Source organism: Pseudomonas sp. KBW05, assembly GCF_003852405.1.
GTDB lineage: Bacteria > Pseudomonadota > Gammaproteobacteria > Pseudomonadales > Pseudomonadaceae > Aquipseudomonas.
In genome coordinates, this window is record NZ_QAJM01000011.1 from 1 (window position 1) to 16,264 (window position 16,264).

The window sequence follows — 16,264 nt, forward strand, 5'->3', positions numbered from 1 at the left end:
CCGCCGTAAGGGCGGAACCAATAGCCGCCGTTACCCAAATAACGGATATGTACCCCGACCGACAGACCGCCATCGCAGGCAAGCCAGCTCCCACATTTTGATCTCCACACGGCTGAGAAACCGGCTTACTTCAGACTGGTCTCAACCTTCTGCGCCACATCCTCCGGCAACCACGCCTTCCACACCTCAGGATGTTCCTTGAGAAACGCCTGAGCCACCTCCCGTGGCGCCGTGTGGTTCTCACTCATCGTCGCCAACGCCTTATTCAGCGGTTCAATGGGAAACTCAACCTTGGTGAAAAACGCCGCAATCTGCGGATACTCCTGCTGAAACGGCGTCGACACACCAATACTCAACTTGGACGCCAACGACCGCGTCGGCCTGGGATTGGGGTTATCGGCATCCGTCAGAGTCTTCCAAGCGTCGGCATCAAAGGGCGGCTCTTCCAACTGGATCAGCTTGTAGCGACCCATCAAGGGCGTCGGCGACCAGTAATAGAACAGCACCGGCTTGCCCCGGCGGATCGACGAAGCAATCTCGGCATCCAGCGCCGCCCCCGAGCCACTGCGGAAATTCACGTAGCTGTCACTCAGGCCATAAGCCTTGAGCTTTTGTGCGTTGACCACCTCGGACGTCCAGCCGATCGGGCTGTTGAGAAAGCGCCCCTTGCCGGGCGACTCCGGGTCCTTGAACACGTCCTTGTAGCGCGCCAGGTCCTGCACGCGCTTGAGATCCGGCGCCAATGGCTTGAGGCCCTTGGCCGGGTCGCCCTTGACCACGTACTCCGGCACCCACCAGCCCTCGGTCGCCCCCTTGACCGTATCCCCCAGGCCCACCACTTTGCCTTCCGCCTCGGCCTTGATCCATACCGGGCTGCGGCCGGCCCACTCTTCGCCGATCACCTGGATGTCGTTCTTGGCCAGGGCCGTCTCCAGGGTGATGGTGGTGCCCGGCAAGGTATCGGTGGGCAAGTCATAGCCCTTCTCAACGATAACCCGCAGCACTTCGGTGATCAGGCTGCCGCTTTCCCAGTTCAGGTCGGCGAAATGAATCGGTGCCTGGGCAGCCGATACCGGCAGTGAAACCATCGACAGGCTCAGTGTCGTAAGCGACACGGCCAACAGCGCTCTCAATCCTTTCATGCCTGTGCACCTCGCATTTTCGCAGCAACAGCGGACGGCTTTGCTGCCAATGCGCGAAGCCTCTGAATAGTTAAGTCAACTCAACTGTAGTAGAGGTTCCGGGAGAGACGAATTACACGTGGCGTTTACAACTCACTCACTGGCCTTGAAGGTAACGAGTTCACCCTTGCGCCACTTGGCAGCCTTGCCAGTCACGGCCTTGAGGGTCTTGGTCAGGCCTTCTTGCAATTGTTCATTGGCGGCAAACACCAGCATTACGCTATGGCCTTCCTTGAACACAATGCCCTGGCCTTCAGTGCTGGAAACAAAGGCGTAATCGCCCAGGCCATACACCGTCAACTTGATATCGCGAAACTTCAATTCAAACTTGCCACCTTCGCGACTGGGCAACACCGCCGCACGAAAATGGTCACCCACCTTGAGTTCCAGGCGCTGTTTGTCATCCACCACCAGCGCCGCCTCGGTATCGATCTCGGCGATGTAAATACCTTCCGGCGTCTGTTCAGTGACGTAAACAAAACGGGATTGGAACAGTTTGACCAACTTTGCGCGCAAATCACCCAGCACGAATAACGCGTGCATATCCAGATTACTGACTGCCAAGGAAACGCCCCCACATTAAAAGAAGTGCTGACCGCCAGAACGGACAGCACAAAAATACGGCCGTTACGGCACGATCACACAACCTGTTCATTGAAAAAACTGAAGAGACTCCCGATGCTGCGCCCCAAGACGAGTACAGACGTACTCGACGGACCTTATGCAAGGTCACCAGGCATCACAGCAAATCACAGGTTCGCCGACCCGAGAATACGGGGCGACCCGCTTCAGAGAATAACCCTATTAAAAAGCGTAGCTTCCGACAGGCTACACAAAACTACACACCTGGCCTGGAACCTAATATCGGCCGGCGACGACAATACTAAAACAGCAGCACAGGTCAAAACTACCTGAAACGCAGCTGGCGTGTCACGACGATCGACCGAAAGGAGCTGACCATGCAACCACGTCAACACAACACTGCGTCTGCCAGCACTCATTCATCATGGCATGACGAGCACCAATACTACTGCCTGCAAAGCCTCAGTGGGTACTCGAATTCGGTTCTTTACCAAGTTATACCTGCCGGCCGGAACTTCTTTCATATCCGCGAAGTGACCAGCGGCCGGATCAAAGGCTTTCGCACCAACCATATCCAGGCCTGCCAATTCGCCCAGAAGTTGGAAGCCAGCCGGCATGCCACTCAGGACGCAATCGTTTCGTCACCTGGGTGACTTTACTGCGCCGCCGCCCGCCAACAACTGCCATACTGGCCCGTCCATTGAAGTTTGCCCCCAGCGGGTCAGGTTTCATCAGTGCAGTTACCTTGAAGGGAAGGCTATACGTGACGGAATTTGATATTGGTGAGTTTTTCATCCATGGCGACGCCAGGGAAGTGGACGGGGAGTTTCAAGCAGTCATCGTGATGCGCGCCAAGCCGCCACTCAAGGCTGTCACCACGCACCAGGTGGAAAAGGACCGTTGGTTCAAGACCGCAGACGCCGCCGCCATCGCGGGAAAAGAAGCCGCAAAGGCGCTCAAGACCGCCGTCGATTCGGGCGCGCTGACCTCCTGACCCCTTCGCCTCTACACGCCTTCCGGCTTGTACCCCAGTCGCAACCCACCCCAGTGCCGGCCCTTGACCATGATCGGCACTGACAGGTCATGCATCAACTCGCCGGTATCGCGGGTGTAGGTCTGCAGCAATACCGCCTGTTGATGGCTGCCACAGCGAATCCCGGTGCGGTCTTCGAACTTGCGCTTGGTGCGGTTCTGCAGCGCATCCACCTGGGCATCGCCAGTCAAGGCTTGGGCAAACGCCTTGTTGTGCGTCGGCACATAGCCTTGCGGCGTGCAGGCAATGGCGAATACCAAGCCCTCGTGACGCGGCAACAGCGCCTCCTGAATCCCCGGCAGCACCTGGTCGGTGTAACCGTCGAACCGCGTGTGGTACTTGCTCGGACGGGTGTTCGGGATCGGCGTGTAGCTGCGGTCGAACAAGTCGTCCAGGCTGATGCGGTTTTGCAGTAGATCGGCCTCGAACTGCTCAGCGATGCGGCTTGCGCCTTCACGGGCGAGGTCATAGATGCGCTGGTGATAGTCATCCAGCCCGACTTCGGCCAAACGCTCACTGATGGTTTCAGCCTGCCCTTCCATCTGCACGGCGGCATCGGCCAGTTGGCGGGTTTGCTGGTCGCTCACCGCCAGGTCGCTGCGCATTTGCTCCACGGCATGGAACAGGCTGTCGAGCTGGGTGCGATTGGTATCGGTACCCTGGGCGATTTCATTGACCTGCCCTTCCACATCGGCGGCCAGGCTGGCGATATTCGCCAACTGTTCGCCGGCGTGTTCCACCTGCTCGACACCGGTGTTGAGGTCTGCCGACAGCTGGCGGATCTGCTCCACCACCTGGGCCGTACGCTGCTGGATATCCGCGACCATCACCCCGACTTCATCGGTCGCCGTGGCGGTACGCCCGGCCAACCCGCGCACCTCATCGGCAACCACAGCAAACCCACGCCCGTGCTCACCGGCCCGCGCTGCTTCGATCGCTGCGTTCAAGGCCAACAGGTTGGTCTGGCTGGCGATGGATTGAATAACCAGGGTCACCCGCTGGATTTCCTCACTGCGCTGGCTCAAGGCCTCGATCAATTCACGGCTGGCATTGGCGCGCTGGCTGAGCTGGTGCATGCGTGTGATGGACTGCGCCAGCACCTCGCGCCCTTCGGTACTGCGCTGATGGGCCTGGCTGGCAGCACCCAGCGCCTGACGGCTGAGCTGGGATGTGACCTGCTCGGTGCCGATCATCACTTCGGCGCTGCTGACGATCTGCTTGGCCGCGCTCAACTGCGATTGCAGGCGAGCCGCCAGTTGCTTGACCGAGTAGGCCACGCCTGCGGCGGACAGCGCGTTATGGCTGGTGGTATGGGACAAATCACGCGTCAACTCGCCCATTGCGTCGGTGGCATCGGACTGCGCGACAACGGGTGTAGGATTTTTCAGGCGTGGCAGCCAGATCACCAGCAAGGCCAGTGGCAGGCAGAGGTACAGCGGCAGGCCGGCAAACGCCAGGCCCAACAGAATCAGCACCAGGGCGGTGCTCTGCAAGAGCGGCGTCAGCCAGCCGGGCAGCCCGCGCGCCACCGTTTGCGGTGGCACTGCTGCACCCATCAGAGATCCGTCTCCAGCCATCGTCGTCACCCCACTGTTTGTCATTATTGTCGCTGCATTAAACGCCACTATCTAGCCATTATCCATGGGCCTTTAGTGGGGTAGCTTGCAGCAGATCAATAGACGGGGTGTAACGGGTATTGCCTGGGGGCCACGTGTGCGCCCCCCAGCTTCAGCGCATCAAGCTTGGCGCTGGTGCTTGTCGATCTGCTCGTGGCGCTCTTGCGCTTCGATGCAGTACTTGGTGGTAGGACTAATCAGCAGGCGCTTGAGGCCGATAGGCTCGCCGCTGTCATCACACCAGCCAAAGGAATCTTCCTTGATGCGCTCAAGTGCACGCTCAAGTTGCGGCAGCATGCGCTGGTCGCGGTCGATGGCATTCACCAGCCAGGTACGCTCTTCTTCGACGGAAGCGGCGTCAGCCGGGTCGGCCGGGGTGTCCAGGCTTTCAATGGCGATACGGTTCTGCTCAATGCGCTCGTGGTGTTCCACTTTCATGTCTTGCAGCAACTGCTCAAAAAAAGCGTGCTGTTCGGCATTCATGTAGTCATCCGCCGGCATGGCCAGCAACTTTTCCTTTGTCATTGATTTCTCTATAAAAAATACGTGCATTAAGGCGAATAAGGGAGCGTTCCGGCCGACCTCTGCAGGTCTCGGAAGGGCGCCGTCCATTTCAAGCGCCACCCGGCACTCAATTTACGAGGGGCGGCAGTCTAAGGCCGACTTGAGGGCGCAGCAACTGAAAAGACAGGCAATTTTTCCGAGATAACCCTTAAAAGCACCAGGACGGGCTCATTGAACGGTTATCGGAGTGCGTTTATAGCAAGAAATTCAGTGTTGTGGATCGAAATGAAAGACGAATGGTTAATTCACCGCCCAGCAATACATAGCGCCAATCAAGGATGCAAAGAGCATTAGCTAAGGCCCCTTATGCGTTATCACGACGAAAAGGACATGCTATGCCCCTGCCCCCATCACTTGCCGGCGAACCCCTTGCCGGCGCCGTCACCACTCAATTCGCCACGCGCCCGACGCTCGCCGCCGTTGCCCGGCAGTTGCTCGCCACAACCCTCGCCCAGACCTACCCATCGCTGGCCATCGACCTGGCCCGCACCGTGCTGCTCACGCCCACCTCCCGAGGTGGCTGGCGTCGGCAACCGCTCATGGGGTTGGTGCTCGACTGGCTGGCCAACGGCACCGCACTGGACTTCAGTGACCGTCATGGCCGCCCTTGCCGGCTCAGCGACCACCCGCCCACGGCCCTGACACTTGCAGATGCCCAGCCACTGGACCTGCAAGCGATCCAGGCAATGTTGCATGCCCTGCCCCAGACCCTGCCCCCAGCCCTGCAAAACGCCCTCGCCGCGTATTGGAAAGAAAGCAGTGACAGCGGCATGACACGCTGGCAGTGGCTCAGCGATACCTTGAGGGACACTTTGCACATGATGGTCATTCAAGACAGCGACCTCATGGCGCAAGAGCGTGAAATGCTCGAGCAACTGATCAACTTCCCCGACCGTGACCAACGCATTGCCCGTTATGGCGATGCGGCCGCCCATGCCTATCACCCGATGGCGACGCTCACTGCCGGTAAGCAGGCAAGGCAACGGGTAGGCCCGGACTTGATCCTGGTGCCGGTGGTCGACGGCCAAGCCCACATTCTATGGTGCACCCTGGCAGGCAGTTACGAGCGTTTCTACACCCTGGAAGAGGCCCTGGACACATGGGCCCAGCGCCTGGAGCAGGACACGGTGATCGAGCGCGTCACCACCCAACGCTTTGAGGCAGACGGCCACGTGTTTGATGCCCAGTCGGCGATCATCTTCAATCACCAACTGCAACAGTTGCACGACCTCAAGCTAGGCACCCAGTTCGGGCTTGAAGCTTTGCAGGCGGTGTACCGGCACATTACCGACCCCATCATGAGTTTTGACAATGCCGCGCTGTACACCTCACCAGCGCTGGTGACCCTGCGCCGAGACCTGCCACATTGGCTTGCCCAGGCCACACCGGTGGAGCGCATGCAGTACCGGCACCACAGCCTGCAACTGGCGAGCGCGAAAAAGCGCAGCGGCGGCTTGACCTTCCTCAGTGGTGTACCCGATATCCGCGCCTTCACCCAAGCCGCCTTGCTCAACCAACTGCTGCTGGATGAACGCCGCTTCGACAACGTCCTCCCCGGGCAGTCCCGCTCGGCGCAGTTCCAGCCTGACGACCTCCAACTGACTTTTCACGTCGCCGTCGGTTACCCCGGTGGCGATGGCTATGTCGAAAACGTCCACATGAGCCTGACGGACCTGGCAATCAACAACCTGCAAGGCCGACCCAGTGGCCAGCTCAGTGTTGCCCATCGCAACGCCCACCCCCTGCCGGCCTGGCTCACGGCCGACTATATCCAAGGCAGTACCGGCCTGATCCAACAGGTCAACATTGGCCAGGCTTATCCTGAGATGCTCAAGGCCCATCTGCTCGGCGACAGCGAAGAAACGCGCCAGCGGGAGCAGCGTTTTGCCGAGCAAACCCGCGCGCACCTGCCCTTGCTGGCGCTGGAATCGAGCCTCAGGCAGACAAACGGCTTTACCCCCCAAGGCGCCGCGTTCGTCGCCGCGCTGATAGGCAATCATGACGGCAGGTGCGTCGTCGACGGGCACCCCATCGTCATTCGCCAACTCGCCCTGCTGCGCAAGCCTCACGCTACAGCGGATGCGGTCGCGAACATGTACCTCATCGAACCCGAAAACGGCCACGCGGGCCCGCATATCCTGTACCGCCCGCTCTATGCCCAAACCTTGCTGCAGTTCAGCAGCCGCGACCAATTGATGAGCGCCATCGCCTTGCCCGGCGAGCTGCAAACCAGTGTCCTCACCTGGCTCTCCGATGGCGCACGGCCGGTCTATGACAACGGCGGCTTTGCGCAACCCCACTACGTCAGGTTTGGTACCGGGGATGAGTTCGAATTGCCGCACATTCCTGCGCCGGCCACTCTCGCCGAGGACGGTGTCAGCGATGAACTGCTGCAGTTCCTGGCCAACGGCCAATTGATGCAATACCTCTACGGTGCCAACGCAAGGGCATTGGTTGACCAGGCCGAGCATGAGTCGGTGTCCAATGCCGAAAGCCGCTGGCGCGTGTTCCTGCAGGGTGCCGAGCTACTCTTCAGCACGCTCCTGCTGCCGTTGGCGCGCGGGCCGTTGATGCTCACTGGCTGGCTGTTGAGCCTGGCGGGCAGTGCCAGCCGGGATATCCCGGCCCTGAACAGCCACGACTCCGTGACACGGGAACTGGCCTGGGTTGATCTACTGCTCAACGTCGGCATGTTGATGTTCGAGTTGGCGCCGACGCTGGCCCCCCCCAAGCGCAGCTTGCCCGACGACCTGAAATGGCAGGCCCTGCACTCGCCACTCGAGCGACGCACCGCCGAACAGTGGCCCCCCTCCCCGGCGCCGCTTGTCGAATACGGCCCGGTCATGCTGGGTGGCGGCAGCTCGGGGATGGCCGATAGCGTGTTTGACTTCAGTTTCACTAGCGCACGCCAGCGGTTGACGGCCGACCAGCAGCAGCGCCTATTGCAATTACAGGCCCCCAGGCCGCCGGTGTTGCCTGAGCCAGTGATGACCGGCGCACACCGGGGCCTGTACGCCTATCAGGGCGAATGGTATGCGCTGCTCGACATCGGCTGGTACCAGCTACACCTGGAGGACGGTGATGGGGTGATTGTCGACCTCTTGAACCCCGATCGCCACGGCCCCAACCTGCAAACGGACGGCCAAGGCAATTGGTCAATCGACCTGAACCTGCGCCTGCGCGGCGGCATGCCGCCCAAACGGATTGCCGCCGCACGCGAACGCAAGGCCCAGCGCAAGCAGCAGTTGGTCGATGAGCAGGCGCACTTTATCAGCAGCCGCCAGCAAGCGTTGCAGACCAAGACCGACATGGCACAACAGTTGATGAACCACGCCGCCAGCGATGCCAAATACACCGACGCAGCCCGAGCCAACACGCGCAAGAACTTCGACAGCGCGCTGCACGAGCAGATAGACGCCTTCCAGGCGTTGCTCGACAGCCGCCAGGAACGCGCTGAGCTGGGCATCCCCATGCCCGCCAACGTCGCAGCGGTTTTCCTGGAAAACACAGTGAACAATGCGCGCAAGTCGGTGGTGGTGGCCGCGATGGACCGCCAGGTGCTGTATGCCCAAAACCCTGACTTCAGCGGCACGTACGCGCAGGTGCTGCCGTCGCTCATCGTCAACCAGCCGCGCTATGCGCAGTTCCTCAAGGACATGAGCCACCTCAACGAACGCCAGATCCAAGCCCTGGAACTCAAGGACCGTTGCCTGCTGGACCTGTACGCGCTGGGCCAACCCGGACTGGAGGCGTTCAACCGCCTGACACTCGACCGCCCGGATGAACTCAGTGCCCTGTCACTGAAATACCTGCAGCTGCAAAACCTCAAATACCTGAGCCGAAAGGACTGGCGCGTCGGCTTGTTTACCAATGAGCTGGACCTGGCCCTGGACCCTCTGGGCCCGCACCTGCGCACCCACAGCGAGCTGAACCTGCTCAATGTCAGCCCCGCCGACCGCATGGCGATACTGGACAGCCTGTTCGTGCAGTACGGCCAGGCGGTGGACGCGCTGCAAGGGGTGGCGCTGGTGCACGCCGAAGCGTTGGATAGCACCTACTTTGATCCCTTGCAGGCCTTGATCGCTTCCCTGTATCACGATGTGCTGCTGCAATTGGCAGCCGAGGTCAAACCACCTGCCGAGTCACCGAAACGGCCGCCTAAGCGGGCATTGGCGATGCCAGGAAAACCGCAGAAAAAAGTGATCAAGACCCGCCGACAAGGCATTTTGATCGGCGAGGTGAAACCCGCTGGCAGCACCTTGCCCATCGAGGTGGTGGAGGTGCGCACTGAACAGGAGGATCAACTGCTGGCGACTTACTCGCAGCATGAAAGCGGCTGGGATGAAGTCCGCGAGGCGCACCGCCCGACCGAGCCAACCCCGACACCCCTCACCCGCGCCTTGAGTGTGGTCAAAGGCGAAGCGCGCAAACGCGCCAGGGACCTGCACCCCATCATCCAGCGCCAGGAAGGTTACGCCAGGGTGTCCCGGTTCCCGATTGAAATCCAGGAAAGCCTGGAGAGCGAGGCGGCACGCTTCATCGAACTGGCGGACGAACTGGAGCGGGCCATTGCGGCCCAGGCCCCAGACCTGCAAACAGCGGCCGACCGCAACCTGGCGGTAGAACTGCGCGGTGCGTCCGACACCTTGATTGCCAAAGGCCGTGAGCTGCGCATCCAGCGTACATTGGACCTGCCGCCCACCGGCAACCACGTGGCGTACCTGCTCGAACAGGATAAAATCCAGCTCGCCCGCCTCGGCACACGGGTGGCCTTGCGTGGAGAGCGGCGCGATTTCATTCAGGAGTATGCGGTCAACGACAAGCTCGGCTTCACGCTGTGGTACGCGCACTTGCACTACCCCAAGGCCGATACCCCCAAGGGCGAGTACAGCGTGGCCCATCTGAAAACCAAGGCACAGCGCACCGAAAGCTACTACTCACTGCTGAACAAGGCGCAAAGCCCGCAGAGCGTGGTAGAGGTGCATCGAGCAGAGATCAGCCGGGAGCTGGCCGAGCGGTGGTTCTTGCCGCTGGCGGAATAATCCAGGGGGGTCAGAACACTGCACCCGTGGCGAGGGAGCTTGCTCCCTCGCCACGGGTTACTGTTGACTCTTTCCAGGCATTGGGGATTCAGCGCTTGAGTTTGCGCTTGTTGCGGTATTGGTCGATCACCACGGCCACCACGATGATCAGGCCCTTGATGATGTCCTGGATATACGCATCCACCCCGACAAAGGTAAACCCGCTGGCCATCACGCCCAGGATCAGCGCACCGATCACGGTACCGGTGATGCGCCCTACCCCGCCCGCCAGGCTGGTGCCGCCGATTACCGCAGCGGCAATCGCATCCAGCTCATAGGACATGCCCATGCCCGCCTGCCCGGTTGCCGCGCGAGCCGAGGCCACCACACCGGCCAGGCCCGCCAGCAGGCCGGCGATGCTGTAGACGATGATCAGGTGACGCTTGACGTTGATACCGGAGGTGCGCGCCGCCTGCATGTTGCCGCCGATGGCGTAGGTGTACTTGCCGTACTTGGTGTAGCGCAGGGCGATATGGAAGATCACCGCCACCACCAGGAAGATAACCACCGGCATCGCACCATGGCCGATGGCCGTGTACGAATCCGAGAGCATGCTCACCGGCTGGCCTTCGGTGTAGTAACGCGCCAGGCCACGGGCCGAGACCATCATGCCAAGGGTGGCAATGAACGGCGGGATACCGGTCACGGCAATGATGCTGCCGTTGATCGCTCCCGCCAGCAGCCCCACGCCCAGCCCCATCGCCACCGGGATCCACACCGGCAAGTCCGTCAGGCTGGGGAACACGGCCCGGGAGAAGTCGGAAGTCTGCGCCAGACTGGCAGCGATCATCGCCGACAGCGCCAGAACCGAGCCGGATGACAGGTCAATCCCGGTGGTGATGATCACTTGGGTCACGCCAATCGCCAGCAGGCCAATGATCGACACTTGCAGGATCATCAGCACCAGGCGCTGGGAGTTCATCAGGAAGCTCTGGTCACGCACGATCCAGCCAAACAACTCAAACACCAGGCCGATGCCGATCAGCACCAGGAAGATACTCAGCTCGGTCGGCATGCGCCGGCGGGTTTTGGTCGGCGCCGTGGCCGGTTTGTTATCCGTTATTGCGTTCATAGCCCATCACCTTTTTTTATTCTGTACGTCAGTGAACTGCCGTCATACCGGAAGCCAACTGCATGACTTTTTCCTGGGTCGCCTCGGAGCGATCCAGGGTGCCCATCAATTCGCCTTCGTGCATCACCATGACCCGGTCGCTCATGCCCAGCACTTCGGGCAGCTCCGACGAGATCATGATCACCGCCATGCCTTCGCTGGCGAGGAAGGAGATCAAACGGTAGATCTCGGCCTTGGCGCCGACGTCGATGCCCCGCGTCGGCTCATCGAGGATCAGCAAGCGTGGGTTGGTCATCAACCAGCGCGCGAGCAAGGCTTTTTGCTGGTTGCCACCGGACAAGGTGTCGATGCACTGCTCAAGGGACGGGGTTTTCACCCGCAGCTTCTTGCACATGTCTTCGCACAGCGCGCGCAGGGCTTTCTGCTGGATAAAGCCGTTGCCCGAATAGTGCGGCAGCACGGCCATTTCCATGTTTTCCAGCACCGACAGGCAGGGGAACAGCCCACTGAGCTTGCGGTCCTCGGTCAGCAGCGCAAAACCTTTCTCAATGGCCATGTGCGGGTCGGTAATGCGCACCGCCTTGCCGTCCAGGGTGACCTGGCCGCTGCTGCTGGGGGTGATGCCGAAAATGGTCTCGGCCACGTTGGTGCGGCCCGAGCCCATCAACCCGGCGATGCCGAGGATCTCGCCGGCGTGCAGGTCGAACGAAACGTTCTTGAACACGCCGTCCAGTGTCAGTTCACGCACCGACATCAGCAGGTCACCGATGGGCGTCTCGCGCACCGGGAACAACTGGCTCAGCTCACGGCCCACCATCATCGAGATCAGGCTATCGCTGTTCATGCTGTCGGCGCGTTGCAGGCCGATGTAATGACCGTCGCGGAACACCGCCACTTCATCGGCAATCGCAAACACTTCGTTCATTTTATGGGTGATGTAGACGATGCCTTTGCCCTGGGACTTGAGGTCGGCAATGATCGAAAACAGGTGGGCCACTTCCTTGTCGGTAATGGCCGAAGTCGGTTCATCCATGATCAGGATGTCGGAGTCGTAGGACACCGCCTTGGCAATCTCGACCATCTGCCGTTCGGCGATGCTCAGGTTGCCGACGTGTTCTTCCGGGTCCAGGTTGATGCGCAGGCGGGCCAGCAACTCGGCGGTGCAGCGGTGCATTTCGCGGTGGTTGACCATGTGCAGGCCGTTGAGCTGCTCGCGACCGATCCAGATGTTCTCGGCGATGCTCATGTGCGGCATCAGGTTGAGTTCCTGGTGGATCATCGCGATCCCGGCCTTTTGGGCCGCCAGCGGTGTTTCGAACACGATGGGCTTGCCGCGCAGGCGGATTTCCCCGGCGTCGGGCTGGTAGATGCCGGCGATGATTTTCATCAGCGTCGATTTGCCCGCACCGTTCTCGCCCATCAGCGCCAGTACCGTCCCGGGGCGTACGCGCAGCTGCACATCGGCCAGGGCCACGACGCCGGGAAAGCCTTTGCTGATGTTGACGATTTCCAACAGGTAGGGTTCTTCCAACTCAATCGGCTGGACACCGGGAGGCTGCGAGACAGTGGCTTGAGCGAGCATAGGGAGGTACTCCATCGGCAGGGCAACCGCACAGTTGCCCTGCTGGCTTATTGTTGTTATTTGAAGTCTTTGAGGTTGTCCAGCGTGATCAGTTTGAACGGGATGACGATGTTCTGTTCGGTCGCCTCCTTGTTCGCCAACTTGCGTGCCGCGTCCACCGCGCCGACGCCTTGGCCCTTGGCATCCTGGAAGACCGACGCGGCCATTTCGCCCTTGGCGATCGCGTTCAGGCCATCTGTCGTGCCGTCCACACCGGCAATCAATACGCTGCCCGGCTTGCTCCCGGCGGACTTGAGGGCCATGGCCGCGCCAATCGCCATTTCGTCGTTGTTGGAGAGCACGGCGTTGAACTCGCGGCCTTGGGTCAACCAATCGTTGGTCAGGGTCATGCCACGGTCACGCAGCCAGATACCGGTCTGCTCCTGCTCGATCTTGATATCGGGGTATTTTTTCAGGACATCCTTGATGCCCTTGGTCCGGTTGGTCGTGGAGTTGTTTGCCAGGTCACCCAGCAGAATCACGATATTGCCCTTCCCGCCCATTTTTTCGGCGATGTACTGCATCTGCAACCGGCCGGCCTCTTCATCATCGGAGGTCACTGCCGCTACACCTTTGGGCAAGTCCTTCTGGTCTGGCCGGCGATTGACGTACACCAGTGGAATCCCGGCTTCGGTCGCGGCCTTGCTGATGCGCGCCGTCGAGGCGGTGTCCACCGGTGTGACGATAATCGCATCGACCTTCTGGCTGATGAAACTTTCGACCTGGCTCAGTTGCTTGACCACGTCAGCGCGTGCGTCTTCGAACTGCAACTGCACGCCATCGCCCTTGGGCAGCGCCTTGACGTGCTGTTCCATATAGCCGCGAACGCTGGTCAGGTAGTTGTCATCGAAACTTGAAAAGGTCACGCCAATCTTCAGGTCGGCGGCCATGGCAGCACCGCTGCCCAGCAACAGGGACAAGGCCAGCGCGGTAAAACGGATCGGGGTCTTCATGAACGGTCTGTCTCCACTTTCTTGTTGGTTTTTTGGACGTTGCGTTTATCAGAGCTCGGCAGGCAGCCGGACGACGGGTGCGCCTGGAATACAGCACACCAGCGCGCCTTTGTTTTCGACGCACAACACGTTGAGAAAGGAGAAGTAGAACGGCCGGGCGCGGGGCAGGCCGCGTGGCGCAAGGGCTGGGCGTAAAACTCGCAGTACAGCGTTGAAGATTTTCATCTGACGGTACCTGGTTGTTTTTGATCTTGTTTTTGTTGAGTCGCCCGGATCGAGGCCGAGACGTACTTTATGCAACCTGGAAAAGACTTTATTGGAAAATAATTTCCATATCAACCTGTTTTAGAATTTTATTCTATTTTTGTTGAAACCACCTGCTGACGCTCGGCGCTGAGGCGTGCGGCGTCCAATATACGGGTGGTTTCCAGCGCGTCATAGGCATCCACCGGCAACGGCCCCTGCCCTTGTACAGCCTGTTGCAACTGCTGATAGAACTGCGTCCAGCAGCCCTTTTCCGACGGTACCCGCTCGCGCTCCGGGCCTTGCTCGAACCAGCCCCAGCGCCGGTGCTCTTCCGCGCCCCAATGCTCGCCTTCGGTTTTCGGGGTCTTGCCGGCCATCAACGCCTCTTCCTGGCCGTCCAGCCCTTCGACGGTGTAGCAACCCAAGGTGCCACTCACACGAAAACGCGGCGCCTGGCTGTTTTGCAAGGCGCTGCCCCACAGGTGGGAAATCACCCCGTTGGCGTGGGTCAGGCAGACGAAGAAACCGTGGTCGACGGTTGGGTGCTCCGCGCTGAACTGCAACTGCGCGAACACTCGATCCACCGGGCCAAACAGTTGCAGGGCCTGGTCCACCAGATGGCTGCCGAGGTCACGCAACCAACCGCCGCCGCTGGCATTGCCGACGGCCTGCGGGCTGTAGCGCTCCACACGGGACTCAAAGCGGGTGATGCTGCCCAGGGCACCGGCATCGATGAGTTTGCGCAGGGTCAGGTAATCCGAGTCCCAGCGCCGGTTCTGGTAGACGCTGAGCAGCACCTCATGGCGTTCGGCGGCGGTAATCAACGCCTGGGCCTGTTCGGCGTTGGCAGCGAAGGGTTTGTCGCTGACCACCGGGATGCCGTGCTCGATGGCTTCCAGCACCAGGGCCGGGCGGCCCTTGAGGGTGGTGGAGATGACGAGGGCATCAACGCCGGCTTCGACGATCTGGCCGATGGAGTCAAAGGCCTTGAGGCCGGGGTGATCGCTTGCCAATTGCTGGCGGCGTTCGGGGGATCGTGTGACGACGCCAACAAAGGTGGCGCCGGGCAAGGTTGCAATCAGCGGCGCATGAAAAAAGCGCCCTCCGTGGCCGTAGCCGACTAGTCCGATTCGCATGGTTTCACTCCTTCTAAAAAGTGGAAACCCAATCTAAATGTGGGAGCGGGCTTGCTCGCGAAAGCGGCGTGTCAGTCAGCCTATCTGTAGCTGATGTACCGCATTCGCGAGCAAGCCCGCTCCCACATTTTGAACTGCGTTCCACCTGTAGGATTGGGGTCAGCCGTAGAAGTGTGGGCGATCCGGCAAGCTCACTTTCACAATCTGCTCGCTGTTCTGCGCTTCAATACACGCATCCGCCGCCACCGCCGCCGCAAAACCATCCCACGCCGAAGGCCCACCCACTTGCCCGGCACGCACGCTGTCGATAAACGCCTGCAACTCCACGTCATACGCGCCGATAAACCGGTCCTTCCAGTCCATCAGAATCGCATTGGACAGCTTGGCGCCGCTGCGCAGTTGCACCTGCGAAGGCTCCGGCAGCTTGGCAATACCGGTCTCCCCCACCACTTCGCACTGGATGTCGTAGCCGTATTGGCAGTTCACAAACACTTCCACGTCGATGCGCGTGCCCTTGGCGGTTTCCAGCAGCACGATCTGCGGGTCGCGCAGGTGGGCCAGGGCCTTGCTGGTCTTGCGCGGGAACACCACTTGCACCGACACGTAGTCGTCGTTGAGCAACCAGCGCAGCACATCCAGCTCGTGGATCAAGGTGTCGGTGATGGCCATGTCGGTCTTGTAGTTCTCGCCCACCGTCGGGTTGCGGTGCGCGCAGTGCAGCATCAGCGGCTCGCCGATCTGGCCGCTGTCGATCACCGCTTTCAGGGCGCGATAACCTTCGTCATAGGGGCGCATGAAGCCGACTTGCACCAGGCGCTTGCCGTAGGCGACTTCGGCGTCGACGATCTTGCGGCAACCGGCAGCGGTGACCGCCAAGGGTTTTTCGCAGAACACCGGCTTGCCCGCAGCGATGGCGGCGAGCACGAACTCTTCGTGGCTCGGGCCCCAGGAGGTGACGAGCACCGCCTCGACTTCGGGCGAGTTGATCAGCGCGTGGCCGTCGGCATACACCTCGGCGCTGATGTTCAAGTCCGCCACCACCTTGGCCGCTTGCTCCAGGTTGATGTCGGTCACCGCCACCACCTGACTGTTGAGCAGGGTCTGGCTGCAACGACGGATGTGGTCACGGCCGATGGCGCCGGTGCCGATTACTCCAAGCTTCAACGACATGTAAAAACT

Annotated in this window: 13 protein-coding genes; 3 read left to right on the forward strand and 10 right to left on the reverse strand. The window is 60.7% G+C overall.

The genetic code is table 11. From position 1 onward, the window contains the following. Nucleotides 1-125: 125 nt before the first annotated feature. Nucleotides 126-1,142 (reverse strand): ABC transporter substrate-binding protein, encoded by a 1,017-nt coding sequence (locus DBR46_RS11655; RefSeq protein WP_124526313.1) that lies wholly within the window; start codon nt 1,140-1,142, stop codon nt 126-128. A gap of 132 nt (nt 1,143-1,274) precedes the next feature. Beyond that, nucleotides 1,275-1,724: a hypothetical protein gene (locus tag DBR46_RS11660; protein ID WP_177414039.1), complete on the reverse strand. Its 450-nt coding sequence runs from the start codon at nt 1,722-1,724 to the stop codon at nt 1,275-1,277. Nucleotides 1,725-2,140: 416 nt separating this feature from the next. Between DBR46_RS11660 and DBR46_RS11665 the strand changes: the two genes are divergently transcribed. Then, nucleotides 2,141-2,416 (forward strand): hypothetical protein, encoded by a 276-nt coding sequence (locus tag DBR46_RS11665; protein ID WP_124526315.1) that lies wholly within the window; start codon nt 2,141-2,143, stop codon nt 2,414-2,416. Nucleotides 2,417-2,526: 110 nt separating this feature from the next. Beyond that, on the forward strand, nt 2,527-2,757 hold the full coding sequence (locus DBR46_RS11670) for a hypothetical protein (protein WP_017735805.1): 231 nt from the start codon (nt 2,527-2,529) through the stop codon (nt 2,755-2,757). An 11-nt stretch (nt 2,758-2,768) separates the two neighbouring features. Here DBR46_RS11670 and DBR46_RS11675 read toward each other — a convergent pair whose 3' ends face one another. Together DBR46_RS11675 and DBR46_RS11680 are read right to left on the reverse strand one after the other, a co-directional pair. Continuing rightward, nucleotides 2,769-4,352: a methyl-accepting chemotaxis protein gene (locus DBR46_RS11675; RefSeq protein WP_124526316.1), complete on the reverse strand. Its 1,584-nt coding sequence runs from the start codon at nt 4,350-4,352 to the stop codon at nt 2,769-2,771. A gap of 180 nt (nt 4,353-4,532) precedes the next feature. Further along, nucleotides 4,533-4,937, reverse strand: a complete 405-nt coding sequence (locus DBR46_RS11680; protein WP_010564800.1) for a TraR/DksA C4-type zinc finger protein — start codon at nt 4,935-4,937, stop codon at nt 4,533-4,535. A gap of 374 nt (nt 4,938-5,311) precedes the next feature. Here DBR46_RS11680 and DBR46_RS11685 point away from each other — a divergent pair, with 374 nt between their 5' ends. After that, complete coding sequence (locus tag DBR46_RS11685; RefSeq protein WP_124526317.1) at nt 5,312-10,018, forward strand: hypothetical protein; 4,707 nt, start codon at nt 5,312-5,314, stop codon at nt 10,016-10,018. An 88-nt stretch (nt 10,019-10,106) separates the two neighbouring features. Here DBR46_RS11685 and DBR46_RS11690 read toward each other — a convergent pair whose 3' ends face one another. The 6 genes from DBR46_RS11690 to DBR46_RS11710 form a co-directional block, all read right to left on the reverse strand. Continuing rightward, complete coding sequence (locus DBR46_RS11690) at nt 10,107-11,129, reverse strand: ABC transporter permease (RefSeq protein ID WP_124526318.1); 1,023 nt, start codon at nt 11,127-11,129, stop codon at nt 10,107-10,109. A 28-nt stretch (nt 11,130-11,157) separates the two neighbouring features. After that, nucleotides 11,158-12,711 (reverse strand): sugar ABC transporter ATP-binding protein, encoded by a 1,554-nt coding sequence (locus DBR46_RS11695; protein WP_124526319.1) that lies wholly within the window; start codon nt 12,709-12,711, stop codon nt 11,158-11,160. 56 nt (nt 12,712-12,767) lie between these two features. Further along, nucleotides 12,768-13,703, reverse strand: a complete 936-nt coding sequence (locus DBR46_RS11700; RefSeq protein ID WP_124526320.1) for a sugar ABC transporter substrate-binding protein — start codon at nt 13,701-13,703, stop codon at nt 12,768-12,770. 48 nt (nt 13,704-13,751) lie between these two features. Further along, a complete protein-coding gene (locus tag DBR46_RS30310; protein ID WP_167337367.1) occupies nt 13,752-13,928 on the reverse strand; it encodes a hypothetical protein in 177 nt (58 codons plus the stop codon). A gap of 128 nt (nt 13,929-14,056) precedes the next feature. Further along, complete coding sequence (locus DBR46_RS11705) at nt 14,057-15,085, reverse strand: Gfo/Idh/MocA family protein (RefSeq protein WP_124526321.1); 1,029 nt, start codon at nt 15,083-15,085, stop codon at nt 14,057-14,059. A 159-nt stretch (nt 15,086-15,244) separates the two neighbouring features. After that, complete coding sequence (locus DBR46_RS11710) at nt 15,245-16,255, reverse strand: Gfo/Idh/MocA family protein (protein ID WP_017735811.1); 1,011 nt, start codon at nt 16,253-16,255, stop codon at nt 15,245-15,247. Nucleotides 16,256-16,264: the final 9 nt, after the last annotated feature.

What these genes read in the sequence shown, in the direction of transcription:
- DBR46_RS11710 (WP_017735811.1), bottom strand. Translation starts at nt 16,255, where the DNA reads ATGTCGTTGAAGCTTGGAGTAATCGGCACCGGCGCCATCGGCCGTGAC.
- DBR46_RS11675 (WP_124526316.1), bottom strand. Translation starts at nt 4,352, where the DNA reads ATGGGTGCAGCAGTGCCACCGCAAACGGTGGCGCGCGGGCTGCCCGGC.
- DBR46_RS11690 (WP_124526318.1), bottom strand. Translation starts at nt 11,129, where the DNA reads ATGAACGCAATAACGGATAACAAACCGGCCACGGCGCCGACCAAAACC.
- DBR46_RS11660 (WP_177414039.1), bottom strand. Translation starts at nt 1,724, where the DNA reads ATGCACGCGTTATTCGTGCTGGGTGATTTGCGCGCAAAGTTGGTCAAA.
- DBR46_RS11680 (WP_010564800.1), bottom strand. Translation starts at nt 4,937, where the DNA reads ATGACAAAGGAAAAGTTGCTGGCCATGCCGGCGGATGACTACATGAAT.
- DBR46_RS11695 (WP_124526319.1), bottom strand. Translation starts at nt 12,711, where the DNA reads ATGCTCGCTCAAGCCACTGTCTCGCAGCCTCCCGGTGTCCAGCCGATT.
- DBR46_RS11685 (WP_124526317.1), top strand. Translation starts at nt 5,312, where the DNA reads ATGCCCCTGCCCCCATCACTTGCCGGCGAACCCCTTGCCGGCGCCGTC.
- DBR46_RS11700 (WP_124526320.1), bottom strand. Translation starts at nt 13,703, where the DNA reads ATGAAGACCCCGATCCGTTTTACCGCGCTGGCCTTGTCCCTGTTGCTG.
- DBR46_RS30310 (WP_167337367.1), bottom strand. Translation starts at nt 13,928, where the DNA reads ATGAAAATCTTCAACGCTGTACTGCGAGTTTTACGCCCAGCCCTTGCG.
- DBR46_RS11655 (WP_124526313.1), bottom strand. Translation starts at nt 1,142, where the DNA reads ATGAAAGGATTGAGAGCGCTGTTGGCCGTGTCGCTTACGACACTGAGC.
- DBR46_RS11665 (WP_124526315.1), top strand. Translation starts at nt 2,141, where the DNA reads ATGCAACCACGTCAACACAACACTGCGTCTGCCAGCACTCATTCATCA.
- DBR46_RS11705 (WP_124526321.1), bottom strand. Translation starts at nt 15,085, where the DNA reads ATGCGAATCGGACTAGTCGGCTACGGCCACGGAGGGCGCTTTTTTCAT.